Annotated in this window: 17 protein-coding genes; 6 read left to right on the forward strand and 11 right to left on the reverse strand. The window is 64.6% G+C overall.

Annotated features, from left to right (window positions below; all coding sequences use genetic code 11):
* Nucleotides 1–918 (forward strand): lysophospholipid acyltransferase family protein, encoded by a 918-nt coding sequence (locus GJ672_RS00810; protein WP_154295429.1) that lies wholly within the window; start codon nt 1–3, stop codon nt 916–918.
* Here GJ672_RS00810 and GJ672_RS00815 read toward each other — a convergent pair.
* Together GJ672_RS00815 and GJ672_RS00820 are read right to left on the reverse strand one after the other, a co-directional pair.
* Nucleotides 893–2,236: a TolC family outer membrane protein gene (locus GJ672_RS00815; RefSeq protein ID WP_154295430.1), complete on the reverse strand. Its 1,344-nt coding sequence runs from the start codon at nt 2,234–2,236 to the stop codon at nt 893–895. The genes GJ672_RS00810 and GJ672_RS00815 overlap by 26 nt on opposite strands.
* A gap of 21 nt (nt 2,237–2,257) precedes the next feature.
* Nucleotides 2,258–2,920, reverse strand: a complete 663-nt coding sequence (locus tag GJ672_RS00820) for a protein-L-isoaspartate O-methyltransferase (RefSeq protein ID WP_154295431.1) — start codon at nt 2,918–2,920, stop codon at nt 2,258–2,260.
* A gap of 318 nt (nt 2,921–3,238) precedes the next feature.
* Between GJ672_RS00820 and rpmB the strand changes: the two genes are divergently transcribed.
* From rpmB to mutM, 3 genes are all read left to right on the forward strand, one after another.
* Nucleotides 3,239–3,475 (forward strand): 50S ribosomal protein L28, encoded by a 237-nt coding sequence (gene rpmB, locus GJ672_RS00825; RefSeq protein ID WP_154295432.1) that lies wholly within the window; start codon nt 3,239–3,241, stop codon nt 3,473–3,475.
* A gap of 8 nt (nt 3,476–3,483) precedes the next feature.
* A complete protein-coding gene (gene rpmG, locus GJ672_RS00830) occupies nt 3,484–3,639 on the forward strand; it encodes a 50S ribosomal protein L33 (RefSeq protein ID WP_154295433.1) in 156 nt (51 codons plus the stop codon).
* A gap of 76 nt (nt 3,640–3,715) precedes the next feature.
* Nucleotides 3,716–4,534: a bifunctional DNA-formamidopyrimidine glycosylase/DNA-(apurinic or apyrimidinic site) lyase gene (gene mutM, locus GJ672_RS00835; protein WP_154295434.1), complete on the forward strand. Its 819-nt coding sequence runs from the start codon at nt 3,716–3,718 to the stop codon at nt 4,532–4,534.
* Between the two features lie 6 nt (nt 4,535–4,540).
* On the opposite strand, the gene GJ672_RS00840 is transcribed toward mutM, so the two are convergent.
* The 6 genes from GJ672_RS00840 to GJ672_RS00865 form a co-directional block, all read right to left on the reverse strand.
* Nucleotides 4,541–5,599: a tartrate dehydrogenase gene (locus GJ672_RS00840; protein ID WP_154295435.1), complete on the reverse strand. Its 1,059-nt coding sequence runs from the start codon at nt 5,597–5,599 to the stop codon at nt 4,541–4,543.
* A gap of 83 nt (nt 5,600–5,682) precedes the next feature.
* Nucleotides 5,683–7,368, reverse strand: coding sequence for a thiol reductant ABC exporter subunit CydC (gene cydC, locus GJ672_RS00845; RefSeq protein WP_154295436.1), 1,686 nt, complete (start codon nt 7,366–7,368; stop codon nt 5,683–5,685).
* On the reverse strand, nt 7,361–9,028 hold the full coding sequence (gene cydD, locus GJ672_RS00850; protein ID WP_154295437.1) for a thiol reductant ABC exporter subunit CydD: 1,668 nt from the start codon (nt 9,026–9,028) through the stop codon (nt 7,361–7,363). Before cydD ends, cydC begins: the two co-directional genes overlap by 8 nt.
* 4 nt (nt 9,029–9,032) lie before the next feature.
* On the reverse strand, nt 9,033–10,031 hold the full coding sequence (gene cydB / locus GJ672_RS00855) for a cytochrome d ubiquinol oxidase subunit II (RefSeq protein WP_154295438.1): 999 nt from the start codon (nt 10,029–10,031) through the stop codon (nt 9,033–9,035).
* Nucleotides 10,028–11,449, reverse strand: a complete 1,422-nt coding sequence (locus GJ672_RS00860) for a cytochrome ubiquinol oxidase subunit I (RefSeq protein WP_154295439.1) — start codon at nt 11,447–11,449, stop codon at nt 10,028–10,030. The genes cydB and GJ672_RS00860 overlap by 4 nt, the downstream gene beginning before the upstream one ends.
* A 109-nt stretch (nt 11,450–11,558) precedes the next feature.
* A complete protein-coding gene (locus tag GJ672_RS00865) occupies nt 11,559–12,251 on the reverse strand; it encodes a Crp/Fnr family transcriptional regulator (RefSeq protein ID WP_195759520.1) in 693 nt (230 codons plus the stop codon).
* A gap of 168 nt (nt 12,252–12,419) precedes the next feature.
* Between GJ672_RS00865 and GJ672_RS00870 the strand changes: the two genes are divergently transcribed.
* Complete coding sequence (locus GJ672_RS00870; protein WP_154295440.1) at nt 12,420–12,866, forward strand: DsrE family protein; 447 nt, start codon at nt 12,420–12,422, stop codon at nt 12,864–12,866.
* 19 nt (nt 12,867–12,885) lie between these two features.
* On the opposite strand, the gene hemH is transcribed toward GJ672_RS00870, so the two are convergent.
* Nucleotides 12,886–13,992, reverse strand: a complete 1,107-nt coding sequence (hemH, locus tag GJ672_RS00875) for a ferrochelatase (protein ID WP_154295441.1) — start codon at nt 13,990–13,992, stop codon at nt 12,886–12,888.
* 133 nt (nt 13,993–14,125) lie between these two features.
* Nucleotides 14,126–14,791 carry a glycine zipper domain-containing protein gene (locus tag GJ672_RS00880; protein ID WP_154295442.1) on the reverse strand — a complete coding sequence of 222 codons (666 nt, stop codon included), beginning with the start codon at nt 14,789–14,791 and terminating at the stop codon, nt 14,126–14,128.
* Nucleotides 14,792–15,026: 235 nt separating this feature from the next.
* Between GJ672_RS00880 and GJ672_RS00885 the strand changes: the two genes are divergently transcribed.
* Complete coding sequence (locus tag GJ672_RS00885; RefSeq protein ID WP_154295443.1) at nt 15,027–15,386, forward strand: helix-turn-helix domain-containing protein; 360 nt, start codon at nt 15,027–15,029, stop codon at nt 15,384–15,386.
* Here the strand turns inward: GJ672_RS00885 and GJ672_RS00890 are convergent.
* Nucleotides 15,376–16,500, reverse strand: a complete 1,125-nt coding sequence (locus tag GJ672_RS00890; RefSeq protein WP_154295444.1) for a GTP-binding protein — start codon at nt 16,498–16,500, stop codon at nt 15,376–15,378. The genes GJ672_RS00885 and GJ672_RS00890 overlap by 11 nt on opposite strands.
* Nucleotides 16,501–16,550: the final 50 nt, after the last annotated feature.

Consider the following 16,550-nt stretch of genomic DNA (forward strand, 5'->3'; position numbering starts at 1 on the left):
ATGCCGCCGCTGCGGGGACGTGCCCGGCTGATCAACGGCCTGCTGGCCCTGCTGTCTCTCCTCCCCCTGCGGGTGCTCCATGCGCTGGGCGGTGGCGCCGCCCGACTGGCAGAACTGCTGAAAATCCGGGAGCGGCACACGGCGCGGGTGAATGCCGATCTGTGTTTTCCGGAGTGGCCGGTTGAGGACCGCCGATGGCTGGCCCGGCAGGCCATGAAGGAGAACTTTCGCGGGCTGTTCGAGTTGGCGGCCTTCTGGCATTGGCCCCTCGAGCGGGTGCTGGGGTTGGTCCAGTCGGTGGAGGGCGAGGACGTCATTGACCAGGTCGCCGCCGAAGGCCGGGGCATTCTGGTGATCGCCCCGCATCACGGTGCCTGGGAAATTCTGCAGATGTGGCTGGCCCGCCGGGTATCGCTGCACGCCCTTTACCGGCCCCCACGCATGAGCGAACTGGAACCGCTGCTCAATCGCGGCCGCTCCCGCAGCAGCGCCACCTTCTGGCCCGCCCGTCCCTCGGGCATTCGGGCCCTGTTCAAGGCGCTTCAGGCGGGGGAGGCCGTGGGCATCCTGCCGGATCAGTCACCTCCGGGCGAAGGGGTTTACGCACCATTTTTTGGCCAGCCGGCCAAGACCATGACGCTGTTTGCGAAGATGGCGGCCCGCACCGGCGCGCCGGTGGTAATTGGCTGGGCTGAGCGGCTGCCCCGGGGGCAGGGCTACCGACTCCACTGGCGGCGGGTCACCGAGGCGGTGGACCATTCCGATCCCACCGAGGCCGCCGCGGCCATGAACCGCGAGATCGAGCGGGTGGTCCGGGAGCGACCCGAGCAGTATCAGTGGACCTATCGGCGTTTTGCCCGGCAGGCAGAGGGTGAGCCCAACCCCTACAAGATCAGCCGCGCTCCAGTAGAGCGTTAACGGCCCGCAGATCGTCCTCGTCCAGGGCGCCAGCGGCTTCCTGCAGCCTCAGTGTATTGAGCAGAAATGCGTGGCGGGCCTGCTGGTAGTCGCGCTCGGCGTTGAACACCTCGCGCTGGGCATTGAGCACGTCCACGATGGTACGACTGCCGACGTCAAATCCCGCTTCGGTGGCCTCCAGCGCTGCCTGGGTGGAGACCCGGGCCTGATCGAGGGCCTGCACCCGCTGCAGCGCGGTCAGTGTGCCCCGATAGGCATCCGCGGCATTGCGGCCCACCGTGCGCCGGACTTCCTCCAGGGTTTCCCGGGCTTCGGTATAACGGAACTGGGCCTCGCGAACCCGGGAAGAAACGCCGCCACCCTGGTAGAGGGGAAAGCTTAGCTGGATGCGGGCACTGAATTCATCGGAGCTGGGATCACGGCCGCGGAATCCATAGCGGTTGACCCCATCATAGCCCGCCACCAGGTCCACCTGGGGGAAGCGCTCGCCGCGTTCCACTTCAATGCCTTCCATGGCGGCTTCAGCGGCCAGTTGGGTCGCCACCAGCTGCCAATTGTCGGCTTCCGCCTGTTCGCGCCAGGCCTCCGGCTCGCCCGGTGACGGGCGCTCGAGTTCGACGCCCTCCCGCACCGGCAGCAGCAGCGCCGGTGCCTGGCCGGTCAGCTCACGCAGCTGCTCGCGTTCGGTTTCCAGATCATCCTGGGCCTGCAGCAACTCGGCCTGGCCGAGGTCGGCCTGGGCGCGGGCCTCTTCAACGTCGGTGCGGGCAATGACCCCCACCTCGAAACGCTGCTCGGCCTGCTCCAGTTGTCGCTGGATGGCTTCGAGGTTCGCTTCGGCCGCATCCAGGGCTTTACGGGCATCGAGGACACTGAAATAGCGCTCCGCCACCCGCAGAATGAGGCCCTGCTGGGCCGACGCGAAGTCAGCCTGGGCCTGTTCCACCAGCACGGTGGCCTGATCCACGCTTCGGGCCCGGGAGTACCGGTAAAGGGTCTGGCTGAGTTCGACCCCGTAGCTCAGCTGCCGGTACTGCTCGCTCCCTGTTGGCGGCTCGGAAAAGTCGCTGTCGGTGTCGATGCCGCTGAACGCCGAGCTGATGATGACGCTGGGTCGAAGCGCGGCCCGGGCCTGGGGCAGGGCTTCTTCCCGGGCCTGGCGATCGGCAATGGCCTGCTGAAACTGCGGGTCGCGCTCGCGGGCCTGCTCGTAGATGTCCAGCAGGGAGTCCGCGAGAACCGGGCCCCCGGGGAGCAGGATCAGGCCGAGGGCCAGCGGCAGCCAGCGAATGGGCGACAGTCGGCGCACAGCGAGCATGAAGAGAATCCTGTAAGCGGCTTAGAGGTCGAATGGCTGAGTGAAGGGCGCTCCAACCAGCGCCGGCGCACTGGTATCAAACAGGCTCTCCGTCGCCCATTGGTCCTCGCCGACGCGAGTAATTAGAAGCGCTTCCATGATGGGGGGTTTGCCCACGATCATGAACAGCCGGCCCCCCTGGGTCAGTCTTTTCTGAAAGCCGTCATGGTGTTCTGGCAGGGACCCCGTCACGGCGATCACCTCGTACTGCCGTCCGTCGTCCCAGCCACGGCAGGCGTCCTCGGTTTCCAGGTGGACATTGTGCACGCCGTTATGTTCCAGATTCTGTCGGGCCATGTCGGTGAAGTCCGGGCGGATGTCGACGCTGGTGACGTGACCGCACAACTGCGCCAGACAGGTGCTCAGATAACCGGAACCGGTGCCGATCTCAAGGGCCCGCTCGTGGGGTTGTGGGTCGAGTGCCTGGAGCAGGCGACCCTCAACTTTGGGTTCGAGCATGACCTCGCCATGGCCCAGCGGCACCTGCATGTCGGCGTAGGCGAGATTGGTGTATGCCTCGGGGGTGAAATGCTCCCGCGGGATCCTCTCAAGCAGATCAAGAATGCGCTCGTTAAGGACCTCCCAGGTCCTGAGCTGCTGCTCGACCATGTTCTCCCGGGCGGCGGCCAGATCAACCTCGGTCATGCGGGCTCTCGTGGTGTTTTTCGGATGGAATCCAAGAGTAAGGGCTTTGCCGGTCAGCCACAAGGCAGTGTCAGCGCCCCTCCCCCCCCATATGAGGGATGGCGTCGTGGGCCCCGCATGCCGATACTGAAAGTACGCCAGACGTCGGGCCTTGGAATGGCAGCAGGGAGGCTGACGATTTCCAGGCCCGGCGGCTGGCGCCATTTCCCCTGGCCGATTCGGTCATCCGGTTGCCAATCGTCAGCCACGCTGGTATAAAACGCGATCTTCCTGAGGTGACTCGCCTCGCTGGACCAGACACAGCAATTGGAGACCCTGATGGCCAAGGTCTGTCAGGTCACCGGCAAGCGGCCGATGACCGGAAACAACGTATCGCACGCCCACAACAAAACGCGGCGGCGTTTTCTGCCGAACATCCGCTATCATCGCTTCTGGCTGGATAGCGAGAGCCGGTGGGTGCGCCTGCGGGTTTCCAGCAAGGGCATGCGGATTATCGACAAGGTCGGCATCGACAAGGTCATCAGTGACCTGCGCAGCCGCGGCGAAAAGGTCTGAGGTCAATCATGCGCGACAAGATCAAACTCGTATCCAGTGCCGGCACCGGGCATTTCTACACCACCGACAAAAACCGTCGGAATACGCCCCACAAACTGGAATTCCGCAAGTACGATCCCGTGGTCCGCAAGCACGTGATCTACAAGGAAGCGAAGATCAAGTAACGGGCTCGCGGAGCGAGCATCGTGAGAAGCCCGCCTCGCGCGGGCTTTTTTTTGAGCCATCGACGGACGCCGCCTGATGCCTGAGTTGCCCGAGGTGGAAACCACCCGACGCGGATTGCGACCCCACAGTGAGGGTCGGCAGCTGGTGCGTCTGGTTGTCCGGGAACGGCGGCTGCGCTGGCCGGTGGCCGCCGATGCCGAGGCGCAGGTCGCCGGGCGGCTGATTCGTGAGGTGGGCCGGCGCGGCAAATACCTGCTTTTCAGGCTGGATGCCGACATCACCATGATGTTGCATCTTGGCATGTCGGGCCACGTGCGGGTTGTGCCCCAGAGCCATTCCCTTCGCCCCCACGATCATCTGGATTTCTGCCTGGATAGCGGCGAGGCGCTGCGCTTTAACGACCCACGGCGATTTGGCAGCCTTCATGTGACCGCTGACCCGCCGGAGGCGCATCCGCTACTGGCGCGGTTAGGGCCGGAGCCGCTGGCGGCCGCCTTCCATGGCGACTATCTCTATCAAGCGGCCCGCGGTCGGCGGGTGGCGGTGAAGAGCTTCATTATGAACAGCCAGGTGGTCGTGGGGGTTGGCAATATCTACGCCACCGAATCCCTGCACCGGGCCGGCATTCATCCAGCCAGGCCTGCCGGGCGTATCGCGCGTCATCGGTTTGAGCACCTGGCCGCAGCCATTCGCGCCGTGCTGACCGAAGCGATTCGGGCCGGCGGCACCACCCTGCGGGATTTCAGCGGCACCGATGGCGTGCCCGGCTATTTTCAGCAGACCCTGGATGCCTATGGCCGCGGTGGCGAGCCCTGCCGGCAGTGTGGCCGGCGGCTCAGGGAGAGCCGGCTTGGCCAGCGGGCCACCGTGTACTGCCCCGCCTGTCAGCGCTGAGCCTCGTCAGCCGAGCTCCGCCAGCACCCGATCGGCAAATTCCCGGGTGCCCGCGTGGCCACCGAGATCCCGGGTGAGGACCCGTCCTTCGGCGGTTACCGCTTCCAGCGCGCCCATCAGGTCGTCGGCCGCCTGCTTCTCACCCAGGTCTTCCAGCATCATCACCACGGTCCAGATCATGGCGATGGGGTTGGCGATGTCCTGGCCAGCGATGTCCGGTGCCGACCCGTGAACGGGCTCGAACATCGAGGGGAGATCAGGGTCGGGGCTGATGTTGGCCGATGGGGCCACGCCGATGCCGCCGGCGGTGGCTGGCCCCAGGTCGGAGAGGATATCGCCGAACAGGTTGGTGCCCACCACGACGTCGAACCAGTCCGGGTGGGTGACGAAATTAGCTGCCAGGATATCCACGTGATAGCCGTCCACGCGGATGTCGGGCCACTGGGCGGCCATGGCCTCCACCTGCTCATCCCAGAACGGCATGGTGTGCTTGATGCCATTGGACTTGGTGGCGTAGGCGAGCTGCCGCCGGGGCCGGTCGTTGGCCAGCCGAAAGGCATAATCCAGGATGCGCTCACTGCCCTTGCGGGTGATGACGGTGGCCTGCACGGCCATGGCTTCGGGCAGCCCGTCATACAGGCGGCCGCCGATTTCGGAGTATTCGCCTTCGTTGTTCTCCCGCACCACCAGGTAATTGATGTCTTCCGGGCCGCGGTCCCGAAGGGCGGAGGTCAGACCCCGCAGGAGCCGCACCGGCCGCAGGTTCACGTACTGCTGGAACTCCCGCCGGATGGGGAGCAGCAAACCCCAAAGCGAGACGTGATCTGGCACGCCGGGATACCCCACCGCACCCAGCAGAATGGCGTCATGGGGCCTCAGCGCCTCGATACCATCCGCCGGCATCATCGCGCCGTGCTCGGCGTAGTATTCGCAGGAATAGGGAAATTCGTTGAACTCGAAATCAAGGCCGGGCCGGCGGCCCAGTGCCTTGAGGCACTGGACCCCCACCGGGGTGACTTCCCGTCCGATACCGTCGCCGGGGATCAGGGCGATGCGATGTGTCATGGCAAACCTTTCAGATGACCCGCAAAAAACTGTCGCAATGCTAGCGGATAAGGGGGCCGGGGCACAGGCTTGAAGCCCAGGTTTCAGGCGCCCAGCAATCGCCCGGCGCGCAGGCGGAGCAGTCGGTCACCGCCGGGGATGGCCGCCGGCTCATGACCCAGCAACAGAGCGGTCCGTCCCTTCAGCCAGCGCTGCAGGGACCGGCTAACGTGTGACGCGGTGGTCTCGTCCAGGCCGCTGAACGGCTCATCCAGGATCACCAGCGGAGCGTCCCGCAGCATCACTCGGCCCAGTGCCAGACGCCGCGCCTGACCGCCAGAGAGTTCCAGTCCGGACTCGCCAATGGGGGTGTCCAGGCCGGCCGGGCAGCTTGCCACGAAGTGATCCAGGGCAAGATCCTGCAGCAGCGCCCACAGGCGTCCATCGCTGACCGTGGAGTCCGCCAGCCGCAGATTGCCGGCGATGGTGCCGCTGAAGAGGTCCGTGTGCTGGGTGAGATAACCCAGCCGAGCCAGGTGACTTTCGGCGTCGATGGTCTCCAGGGGCTGGTCATTGACCTGCACCTGGCCACGGTCGGGCGGCAACCACCCCGCCACGAGCCCAGCCAGACTGGATTTCCCGCATCCGGAGACGCCGATGATGCCGATGTGCTCCCCCGCTGCGATGGAGAGGTGGAGGTTGTCCAGCACCCGGGCGCCGGCGCCGCGTCGCAGGGTCACGCCATTCAGGGTCACGGCGGGCGCCTGGCTCGGCGGCTGGCGGGCCGGCTGATCGCCAGTGGCCGACGCCGCGGGAGCCGCTGACTGCTCGGCATCGAGACGCTCGGCGGAGGCCCGTGCCCGGGCGAGGTGCAGTCCCGCCCCGGGCAGCACACCCAGCGGTTCCAGCAGGGCAAGGACGGCCAGCGGCATCATGACCGCGATGGCGCCACTGACATGACCGCCATGGAAGAGCATCAGTGCGGCGATCAGGACGCCCACCACCACCAGATGCAGGGCGCCATTCATCACGGCCTCGCCGGTGGCGATTTCCGTGGCGAGACGGCTTTCGTGCTCCCGCTCGTCGCTATCAAAGCGCTCCAGTCGCTGCCGGTGATGATCCACGCTGCCAAAAGCCTTCAGTTCGGCCATGCCGCGCAGATGGTCCACCAGGTTGGCCCGCACATCGGCATTGGCGCTGGCCAGCTGCCGGGTCAGCGCCCGGCCCTGGTGCCAGGCCCGGGTGATGATGACGCCGCCGATGGCCACCAGTGCCGCCACGGCAAAGAGCGCCACCAGGGGTGACCCCAGGGTCAGCAGGCCGCCGGCGATGGCCACCGCCAGGAAGGCCACCGCCGGTGGCGCCAGCCCGCGAAGATAAAGTCCATCCAGCCGATCGATGTCGGTGGTCAGGCGGTTGAGCAGTTCACCGCTTCGCAGTCTGCCCAGCGCCGTCGGGGTCAGGGCGGCGAGGCGGGCGAAGGTCCGGCCACGCAAATCCCGCAGCAGCCGCAGGACCACGTCGTGGTTGAACACCCGCTCGAAATACCGGGCCACCGTGCGGGTGACCGCGAAGGCACGAATGCCGCCGCCGGGAACGTAGATATCCAGGGTTGCCGCGACGCCGGCGGCCAGCAGCATGCCGGTGATGGCCGTGGCGGTGATGAACCAGCCGGACAGGGCAAGCAGCCCGATGCCGGCCGCGGCGGTGAGCAGCATCAGTGCGGCGCCAAGCAGCAGCCGGCCGCGATAGGCCCGCAGCATCGCCAGGTAGGGCCGGAGCTCATTCATCGCTCACCGCCTCCAGGACCCCGTCAGCAATTTGGTAGCGGCGCTGGCAATAAACCCTCAGCGCCTTGTCATGGCTCGCGATCACAATGATCCGGCCTTCGGCGGCCAGCGCCTCCAGGCCCTGAATGACGTAGCGTTCGGTGTCCGCATCCAGTGCCGTTGTGGGCTCATCCAGGATGATCAACCGGGCCGGCGAGACAAACGCCCGGGCCAGCGCGACCCGCTGGGCCTGGCCACCGGAGAGGCCCACGCCGCGCTCGCCCACCATGGTTTCCAGTCCGTCCGCCAGCCGATGGGAGAACTCGGTCACCCCGGCGCGCTCGGCGGCCGCCTCGAGATCGGCGCTGCCGACGGCGGGATCACCAAGGCGAATGTTGTTGCGCAGGCTGGCGCTGGCGATGAACGGGGGCGCACCCAGCCAGCCCAGGCGGTCATCGGGTAAATCCCGAGTCACATGACCCTCGGCGGGGCGCAGCAATCCGGCCAGGGCCATGAGCAGTGTGGTCTTGCCGCCGCCGGAGGCGCCCTCGATGAGCACGCGCTCGCCGGCGCGGGCCTCGAAGTGGGGCACGGTCAGTACCGTTCCCCGGCCCGGCCGCTGGAGTAACAGGTCATGGGCGACCAGCCGATGGACATCGCTGACCGGAGGCGTCGCGGATTCCGGCGCGGATCCCGGCGTCGATTCGGGTTCCAGGGCTTCGAACCGGGCCAGCAGGTCGGCGGCCCCCATGGCCGTGGCCCGATCGTGGTAATGCTGGGCCAGAGTGCGCAGCGGCTGGAAGAACTCCGGCGCCAGCAGCAGCACGAACAGTCCGCTGAAAAGCGTTAACTGGGGGGCGGGCCCCCAGTCGATGTAGCCCAGCAGGCCGAAGCCGATGTAGATGGCCAGGACTGCAATGGCCACCGACGCAAAGAACTCCAGCACCGCCGAGGACAGGAATGCCACCCGCAGCACCCGCATGCTGCGGCTGCGGTATTCGTCGGATCCGTCCAGAATGCCCTGGGTCGCCTCATCGGTTCGGCCGAACAATCGCAGAGTGGTCAGGCCGCGCACCCGGTCCAGAAACTGCCCGGAGAGCCGGCCCACCGCCTCGAACTGATCCCGGTTGAGTCGCTCGGCGCCCATGCCCACCAGCGCCATGAACAGGGGAATCAGCGGTGCCGCAAGCACCAGGAAGGTGCCGGCGATCCAGTCCTGGGTGAATGCAGTGATGACAATGGCCAGCGGAATCAGCACCGCCACCGCCATCTGAGGCCGGTAACGGGCGTAGTAGCCATCCAGTGCGCTCACTTGGTCCGTGAGCTGGCTGGCGGTTTCGCCGGTGTCCTGAGCGGCCAGACCCACCGGGCCAAGCGCCTCGGCATGACGGATGAGCCGTGTGCGAACCCGCTGCCGGACCCGACTGGATGCCTCGATGGCCGTTCGCGCCCTCAGGGCTTGTGCGAGGGGGCGGCCGATCACCACCACCACCAATAAGGCGACCGGGAGCAGCAGCGAGGTGGGGGTGACGTCTTCCATCACCACGGAATGCACAAGCCAGGCAACCAGCCCGGCCTGTGTAATGATCAGAAGACCTTCAATGACTCCATACAGAGCGGCAAGGCGCAGCCTGCCGGCAACGGCCCGGCTTTCCCGGGCGAGCCATGCCGCAGGTGTCATCTCGTTAGTGATATCCCTCGCCGACTTTCACCTTGCCGCGGAAGACCCAGTAGGTCCAGGCGGTGTAAGCAAGCACGAAGGGGATCACGAAGAGCACCCCGATGAGCAGGAACATCTGGGACTCGCGGGCGGATGCCGCGTCGTAGAGGGTGTACTCCGGCGGCACCACATAGGGCCACTTACTGGCCAGCAGGCCCAGGTAAGTGAACAGGAAAAGCCCAAGCGTCGCCACAAACGGAATGCCCTCGTCACGGCGCCTCACCGCGCGGTAGATCAGGGCCGCGCAGCCCAGCGCGCCCGCCGGCAGCAGCCAGATGAAGGCGATGTTGCCAAACCACCGATCCCGCACGAAGGAGTCAACCATCGGCGTCCAGAAGCTGATCACCAGGAACACGCCGAGCACGCCGGCCAGCAGCATTGGCGTAATCCGATAGGCCCATTCCTGGGTCTCGCCCTCGGTCTTCATGATGGTCCAGGTGCTGCCCAGCAACGCATAACCAAGCACCAGGCCAAGGCCGGTGAACAGCGTGAACGGTGTCAGCCAGTCAAAGGCGCCGCCGGTGAAGACGAAGTTCTCGGTCTCGAAGCCCTGAATATAGGCGCCCACTACAATGCCCTGAGCCAGCGCGGCGACGGTGGAGCCAATGGCGAACGAAGCACTCCAGTACCCCTTGTTCTCGGGGCCGGCCTTGAACCGGAATTCGAAGGCCACGCCCCGAAAGATGAGCCCCGCCAGGAGCACGAACACCCCCAGGTAGAGCGCCGGCAACAGCACCGAGTAGACCAGCGGGAATGCGCCGAGCAGCCCGGCGCCCCCCAGTACCAGCCAGGTCTCGTTGCCGTCCCACACCGGCGCCACGGAATTCATCATGACGTCCCGGGAGTCTTCATTGGGCGCAAAGGGGTAGAGAATCCCTATCCCCAGGTCGAAGCCGTCCATGAGCACGTACATCATCACGCCGAAGGCGATAATGACCGCCCAGATCATGACAAAGTCAATCATGTCCAGTCTCCCTTGACCGGCGCTGCCGGGCTGGTTTCACCAATCGGTCCACCGCCGGACAGCGGCCGCTTGGGATGAGCGGTTTCATCCTGCTCACCCGGCTCTTCGTCGGTAATGCCCTTCTGCATCAGCCGCCAGATGTAATACCCCCCGGCGGTATACACCACGGCGTAGACGGCGACGTAGCCGATCAGGCTCGCCAGGGCCATCCAGCCGGTGAGTGCCGGTGTAACACCTTCGGAGAAGCTGACCATGCCCTGAATCAGCCACGGGGCCCGACCCACCTCGGTGGTGAACCAGCCGGCCAGCACCGCGACAAAGGGCGACGCGATCATGTAGGGCATGAACCGATGGAACCGGCCCGGCTCATACAGCCGGCCCTTGACCCGTAGATACAGGCCCCAGAGTCCGACGGCAATCATCAACAGACCGATGCCGACCATCAGGCGGAAGGACCAGAACACGGTGCCGACCGGTGGCTGCTCTTCCACCGGCACCTCGGCAATACCGGGCACCACGCCATCCGCTGAATGGGTCAGGATCCAGCTGGCCAGGTTGGGAATACCCACCTCGAAGCGGTTTTCCTGCGCGGCCTGGTCAGGCAGAGCGAACAGCAGCAGCGGCACATTGCCCTGGCGTTCCCAGTTGCCTTCCATGGCCGCCACCTTGGTGGGCTGATACTCCAGCGTGTTGAGGCCGTGGAAGTCACCAATGACGGCCTGAGCCGGCGCCAGCACCAAGATCATCCACATGCACATGGACAGCGCCTTGCGGTTGACCTCGACCATGTGGCCCTTGAGCAGGTACCAGGCACTGACACCGGCCACCACGAAGGAGCCGGTCAGGAAGCTGGCCACCGCCATGTGAGCGAAGCGATACGGGAACGACGGGTTGAAGATCGCCTCCATCCAGCTGCGGACGTGCAGGACACCGTCCTGGAACTCAACCCCCGCCGGCGTGTGCATCCAGCTGTTGGCCACCAGGATCCAGAACGAGGAGATGAACGTACCCAGCGCCACCATGATGGCCGCAAACAGATGGGTTCCCCGCGGCACCTTGTCTCGACCGAACAGCAGCACGCCGAGGAAGACCGCCTCGAGGAAGAAGGCGGTCACCACCTCGTAGCTCAGAATGGGCCCGAGGAAGTTGGCCGACATCTGCGAGAAGTTGCTCCAGTTCGTGCCGAACTGGAACGACATCACGATGCCGGATACCACACCCATGCCGAAGGTCACGGCGAAGACCTTGATCCAGAAGCGGGACAGTTTGGCCCACGCCGGATTGCCGGTCTTGAAGTGCAGTCCTTCGAGGACCGCGATATAGGACGCAAGCCCGATGGTGAACACCGGGAAGATCGCGTGGAATGACACCACGAATGCGAACTGTATCCGCGAAAGGAGAATCGGATCGAGTTCCATGCTGACAGCCTCTCACATCGCTGACGTTTGCGGGGTGGCAGGGCCACCCGTTGCGCCTCCTTCGGGGAGGCTGTTCCGGCGTGCGGGTTGCGGGTCCCGCAGCGACCCGTCAGGCGCTTCGGCAAGGGCCGCCGGCATCGGCCAGGCCTCGCAAAGCGCCCTTGTCGATAATGCGAATGAGACCGCGCTCCAGTTGAACAAAGCCGCGGCGCTCAAATTCTTTCAGGAGGCGGCTGATGACCTCGCGGGCGGTGCCGAGCTCAACCGCCAGATCCTGATGGGTGACCGCCAGGCAATTATCGCACTGGCGCTGCAAGAGCCGCTCCGCCAGTCGGTGGTCCATTCGCTGGAAGGCCACTTCTTCAATGGTCAGCATCAGCGACTGAAGGCGCTGACCGTAACTTTCGAGCACGCCCTGACGGAACGCGGGCTCTTCGTTCATCAGTTTTTCGGTCAGACCGGTTGGCAGAACCAAAACCTGCGTCTCCTCCTCGGCGATGGCCTCGGACTGATGGCTCCCTGCGGTGAGCAGGCAAGCCAGCGACAGCGGGCACATCTCGCCATCTTGGATCCGATAGAGAACGATTTCGTTCCCCGAGGCGCCCATCATCTGAACGCGAACACCGCCTTTGATCACCAGAGGCAGTCCGTTGCACCGGTCACCGGGCCCGAACACGCGAGTCCCCGATGGCAGCGATATGGCCTGAGCTCCCTGGCAAACCGCCGCTCGTCCCGCCTCACTCAGCCCGATCATGGCCGGATGATGGGGAATGGCATCTTGATCCAGATCAAGTTTGCCCATAACCAACGGCTCTCCGTGACATCGTCACTGACGGGGCGGCAGGGGAGGGTGCCTGCTAATTACCGTCTTCCGGGTAGGAATTGTCGCACATGAGTGAACAAATCTGGAAGGTTTTCAGTCTGTCAGTCCCGGATAAGACACCAGTTTTTGCCCCACAGGAGTTCAACCATGAAGCGTTCCACTCGCCTCGCCGCCGCCTTGACCTCGTTGTTGCTGATGGTTGGTTTTGCCAGTCCGGCAATGAGCCAGAACGACCCGGACATGCTGACGATCCTGACCAGTGGCCACGATGAAACCCAGGCCATGGCGCTCATCCTGACCATGCAGGCCATGGACAATCAGGTGGATGCCCAGATTTTGCTGTGCGATGAGGCCGGGGATCTGGCCGTGGGCGAGCTGGCCGGGGATTCACCGGTTTTCGAGGGGCCCGACGCCAGCCCGGCGCAGATGGTCCAGCGCCTGATTGGCAATGGCGTCACCGTGGAGGTCTGTGCCATTTACCTTCCCAATCGGGAGTACACCGACGCTGACCTGATTGATGGGGTCGGCATTGCACAGCCGCCGGCCATTGGCGCGCTGGTGGCGGACCCGGGTGTGCGCCTGTTCACCTTCTGAGACCAGCGGAGCGACAACCTCAGTAGTCGCAGTCCATGGCCTTGGCCCGCTCCCGGGTGGCCTGGGGGTCGCGGCGATTTCGTTTGACCTCCGGGCTTGCCTCGGGCCATCCCTGCAGATGATCCATGGCCAGCTGGGTCAGCATATCCAGATGATCGCCGCGGTCGTTCAGCGCCCGGATGTAGCGCAGTTCGCCGCCGCCGTGCTCCTCGAAGATCTCGGCGTTCTCGCCCTCGATCTCTTCGAGTGTTTCCAGACAGTCGGCAGAGAACCCGGGGCAGATCACGTCCAGCTTTTTCATGCCGGATTTGGCCAGCGCCTCCACGGTTTCATCGGTGTAGGGCTGGAGCCACACCTCGCGGCCAAACAGTGACTGAAAGGTGACCTGCCACTCGTCGTCGGCTATCTCCAGGCGCTCGGCCACCAGTCGCGCCGTTTTCTGGCACTGACAGTGGTAGAAGTCGCCGTTCAGCAGGTAACGCCGCGGCATGCCATGGAAAGAAAACAGCATCTTTTCGGCCTTGCCGTGCTCCGCCCAGTGCTCGCGAATGGTGTTCGCCAGCGCCTCGATATAGTCGGGGTCGTCATGGTACTGCCCGATCAGTCGCAGCTCGGGTATTACGCGCCACTTCTTGAGCTCGTCAAAGACCGCATCGTAGGTGGAGCCCACCGTGGTTGCCGAATAATGCGGATAAAGCGGCAGCACGAGAATTCGCTCTGCACCTTCCTCCCGCAGCTTGCGCAGGCCGTCGCGAATCGAGGGGTTGCCATACCGCATGGCGAGCTCGACGCTGACCGGACCGTGCAGTCGGTCCTGCAGACGCTGCCTGATGCCCTCGGTCTGCTTCTTGCCGATGGTAAGCAGCGGTGAGCCCCCTTCTTCCCAGACTTCGCGGTAAGCCGCCGCCGACTTTTTGGGTCGGGTTCGCAGGATGACCCCGTGGAGCAGGAGCCACCACAGCGGCCGGTTGATCTCGACCACCCGGGGGTCACCCAGAAACTCCGCCAAATACCGGCGCAGCGCCGGCGTCGTGGGAGCATCCGGTGTGCCCAGATTCGTGACCAGGACGCCCAGTCGGGGTACGTCGTCGTGACGGGCGTTGGGTTTGGAACTGAACATCGGCATGGGGCGCAATCCTGCTTTAGGTCGAACGGAGAGGTCGAGTCGACTTGGGCCGCACTCAACCAGCACGCCCTATGGTAAGGCGAGCCGGCAATTTAATGAAATGCACGGCACCCGGCAGATCGATAGATGAGGACTATCGCGCGGGGAGACTCCGGGTCAGCTGATCCACCAGCACCGCCGACTGCTCCTGCCGCTGGCGGGACAGGGCGTCGCCGGCGATTCCTCCGCCAATGGCGCCGCCCACACCGCCGGCGACGGCGCCCGTGCTGTCGCCACCGACCTCCGATCCGATGATGGCGCCGCCAACGGCCCCCAGGAGCTGGCCGGATCGGCGGGTCATGTCGGCACCGGTGCGCGCGCTGCCCGAGGCGGACCAGACGATGGTGCCGTCCTCCACGTCAATCATCTGCGCCGTCATGCTCATGTTATCGCCGAACTCGGGGACGTTAACCAGCACCACGGTATCGACGTTGAGAATGCGGCCGGCCCGGGCTGCGCCCTCGGCGGTGGTGATCTGCGAGCGCGAGAAATCCTGTTCTTCGATCACGGTGTTGATTCGGCTGCGCTCGACGGGGCTGTAACCCAGGCCGAGAAGCGCCTGGTTGAACATGGCCGCCACCTGATCACGGTTTGCCTGGCCACCAATGCCGTCGACCGAGACCACCGCCGTACGCTCGATGCCGGCAAAGTCATAGCTGCGATTGTATTCCCCGGTGCCAGATACCGAGGCACAGCCCATCGCCAGCACGATGGCCATCAGCAGACCGGTCAGCAGTTTGAGATTGACGGTTGGTCGCATGATTCTTTTCCTCTAGGTACTGCCCCGATAATGAGGCCGATGTGCCCGATGGCGCAAGGTCGCAGGATCACTGATCAACCGGTTTTCGAGACCTGACCAGTGGCCCGGCTATCTGTCGAGTCGTTCACGCCAGCCCGACCCTTAAGATACTAATTTAGTACCCGAATTTCGTTGCAGTGGACCCGTGGCCTGACTAGCTTCCAAGCGGTCTTGCAATCAATTTCGGAGCCCGTGAATGGATCGGCAGGATGCCGTTTCGGCAGCAGAGCTGACCCGCCAGGTCAGGCAGGCGCTGGAGCCGGCACTCCCCTGTGGTCCGTCATTGATTCCGCTGGATATTCTCACCGCCATCAGTCTGGCCCGGGACGCCGGTGAGCCACTGAGTGTCAAACAATTGCTGGTGACACTGCCCTATTCGGTCACCGGCATTCGCTACAACCTCTCCCGACTGGTCGCCCAGGGATGGGTCCTGAAAGTCCCCGTGGAGAATGACCGGCGGCGGATCAAGCTATTGCCGGACAAGCGGGCCGATCAGGCTCTGGCCCGCGTTCGAAGCAACTTGATCGGCGCTGCAGGAGAAGCCATCAAGCACTGACCGGTACTTGTTGCTGAGCGTGCATGAGTCGGCGCTGTAGCGCCGGCCAGTCAATGCCCGTGCCGATGAAAACCAGTGCCTGATGGCGATCACCCCAGGGCTCTTCCCACAGGGATGCCAGGTAATCCCGGACTTCCGGGTCGTCCTGGGGGAGGTCTTGCGCCGGCAGACTGGCCCACCAGGAGGCGACGGGTTTGATGGAGGACACGGCTCCGGCCAGGGAGAACTCGAAGATCCACTCCGGCTCGTCCTCCACCCAGAAGTGTCCCTTGGCACGAATCACCCCTGGCAAGGGGCCTTCCAGAATCTGTTTGAGCGCACTGGCCCGAAAGGGCGCTCGGGCCCGAAACACGTGGGACTCGACGCCGTACTCGTCGGCTTCGGACACCGGGGCGTCAAACTCTGCCAGTTCCCGGGCCCAAAGCGGGTGTGCATGAGCCTTCTCGAAGTCGAAATTTTGCGTATCCAGCAAATGACCGATATCGGCCTGTCCGTGAACCGTTTCAATCACTCGGGCACCGGCGTTAAGGCTGTGGATGATTTTGCGGGCCGCATCCACCGCCTCGGCACTGGCGATATCCATTTTGTTGAGCAGGATGACGTCCGCAAATTCGATCTGCTCGGTGAGCAGCTGAACCAGGGGCCGCTCATCCTCAAGCACTTCGTGACTGGAAAATTGATTCAGCAGATCCGTGGCATCCACCACGGTGATCATGCAGTCCAGCCGCGCCACCTCGCTCAGGCTGCGGCCCTGCTCGTCCTCGAATGCAAACGTGGCCGCCACCGGCAGCGGCTCGGAGATGCCCGTGGACTCCACCAGCAGGTAGTCGAAGCGTCCGGCTTCAGCTAGAGCGCGAACTTCCCTGAGGAGGTCATCCCGAAGCGTGCAGCAAATGCAGCCGTTGCTCATCTCCACCAGCTGTTCATCGGTCTTCGAGAGTGAGCCGGATCGCTCGATCAACGAGGCGTCGATGTTGAGCTCGGCCATATCGTTGACGATGACCGCCACCCGGCGGCCATCGCGGTTATGGAGGATGTGGTTCAGGACGCTGGTTTTGCCGGCGCCGAGAAACCCGGAGAGAACCGCCACCGGCAAGGGGGTGCGTGAAGGCATGACGAACTCCGCTGTCAAAGACGTAATTATATAACATACGTCCGTGTGCC

The organism is Spiribacter sp. 2438 (assembly GCF_009676705.1).
Lineage (GTDB): Bacteria > Pseudomonadota > Gammaproteobacteria > Nitrococcales > Nitrococcaceae > Spiribacter.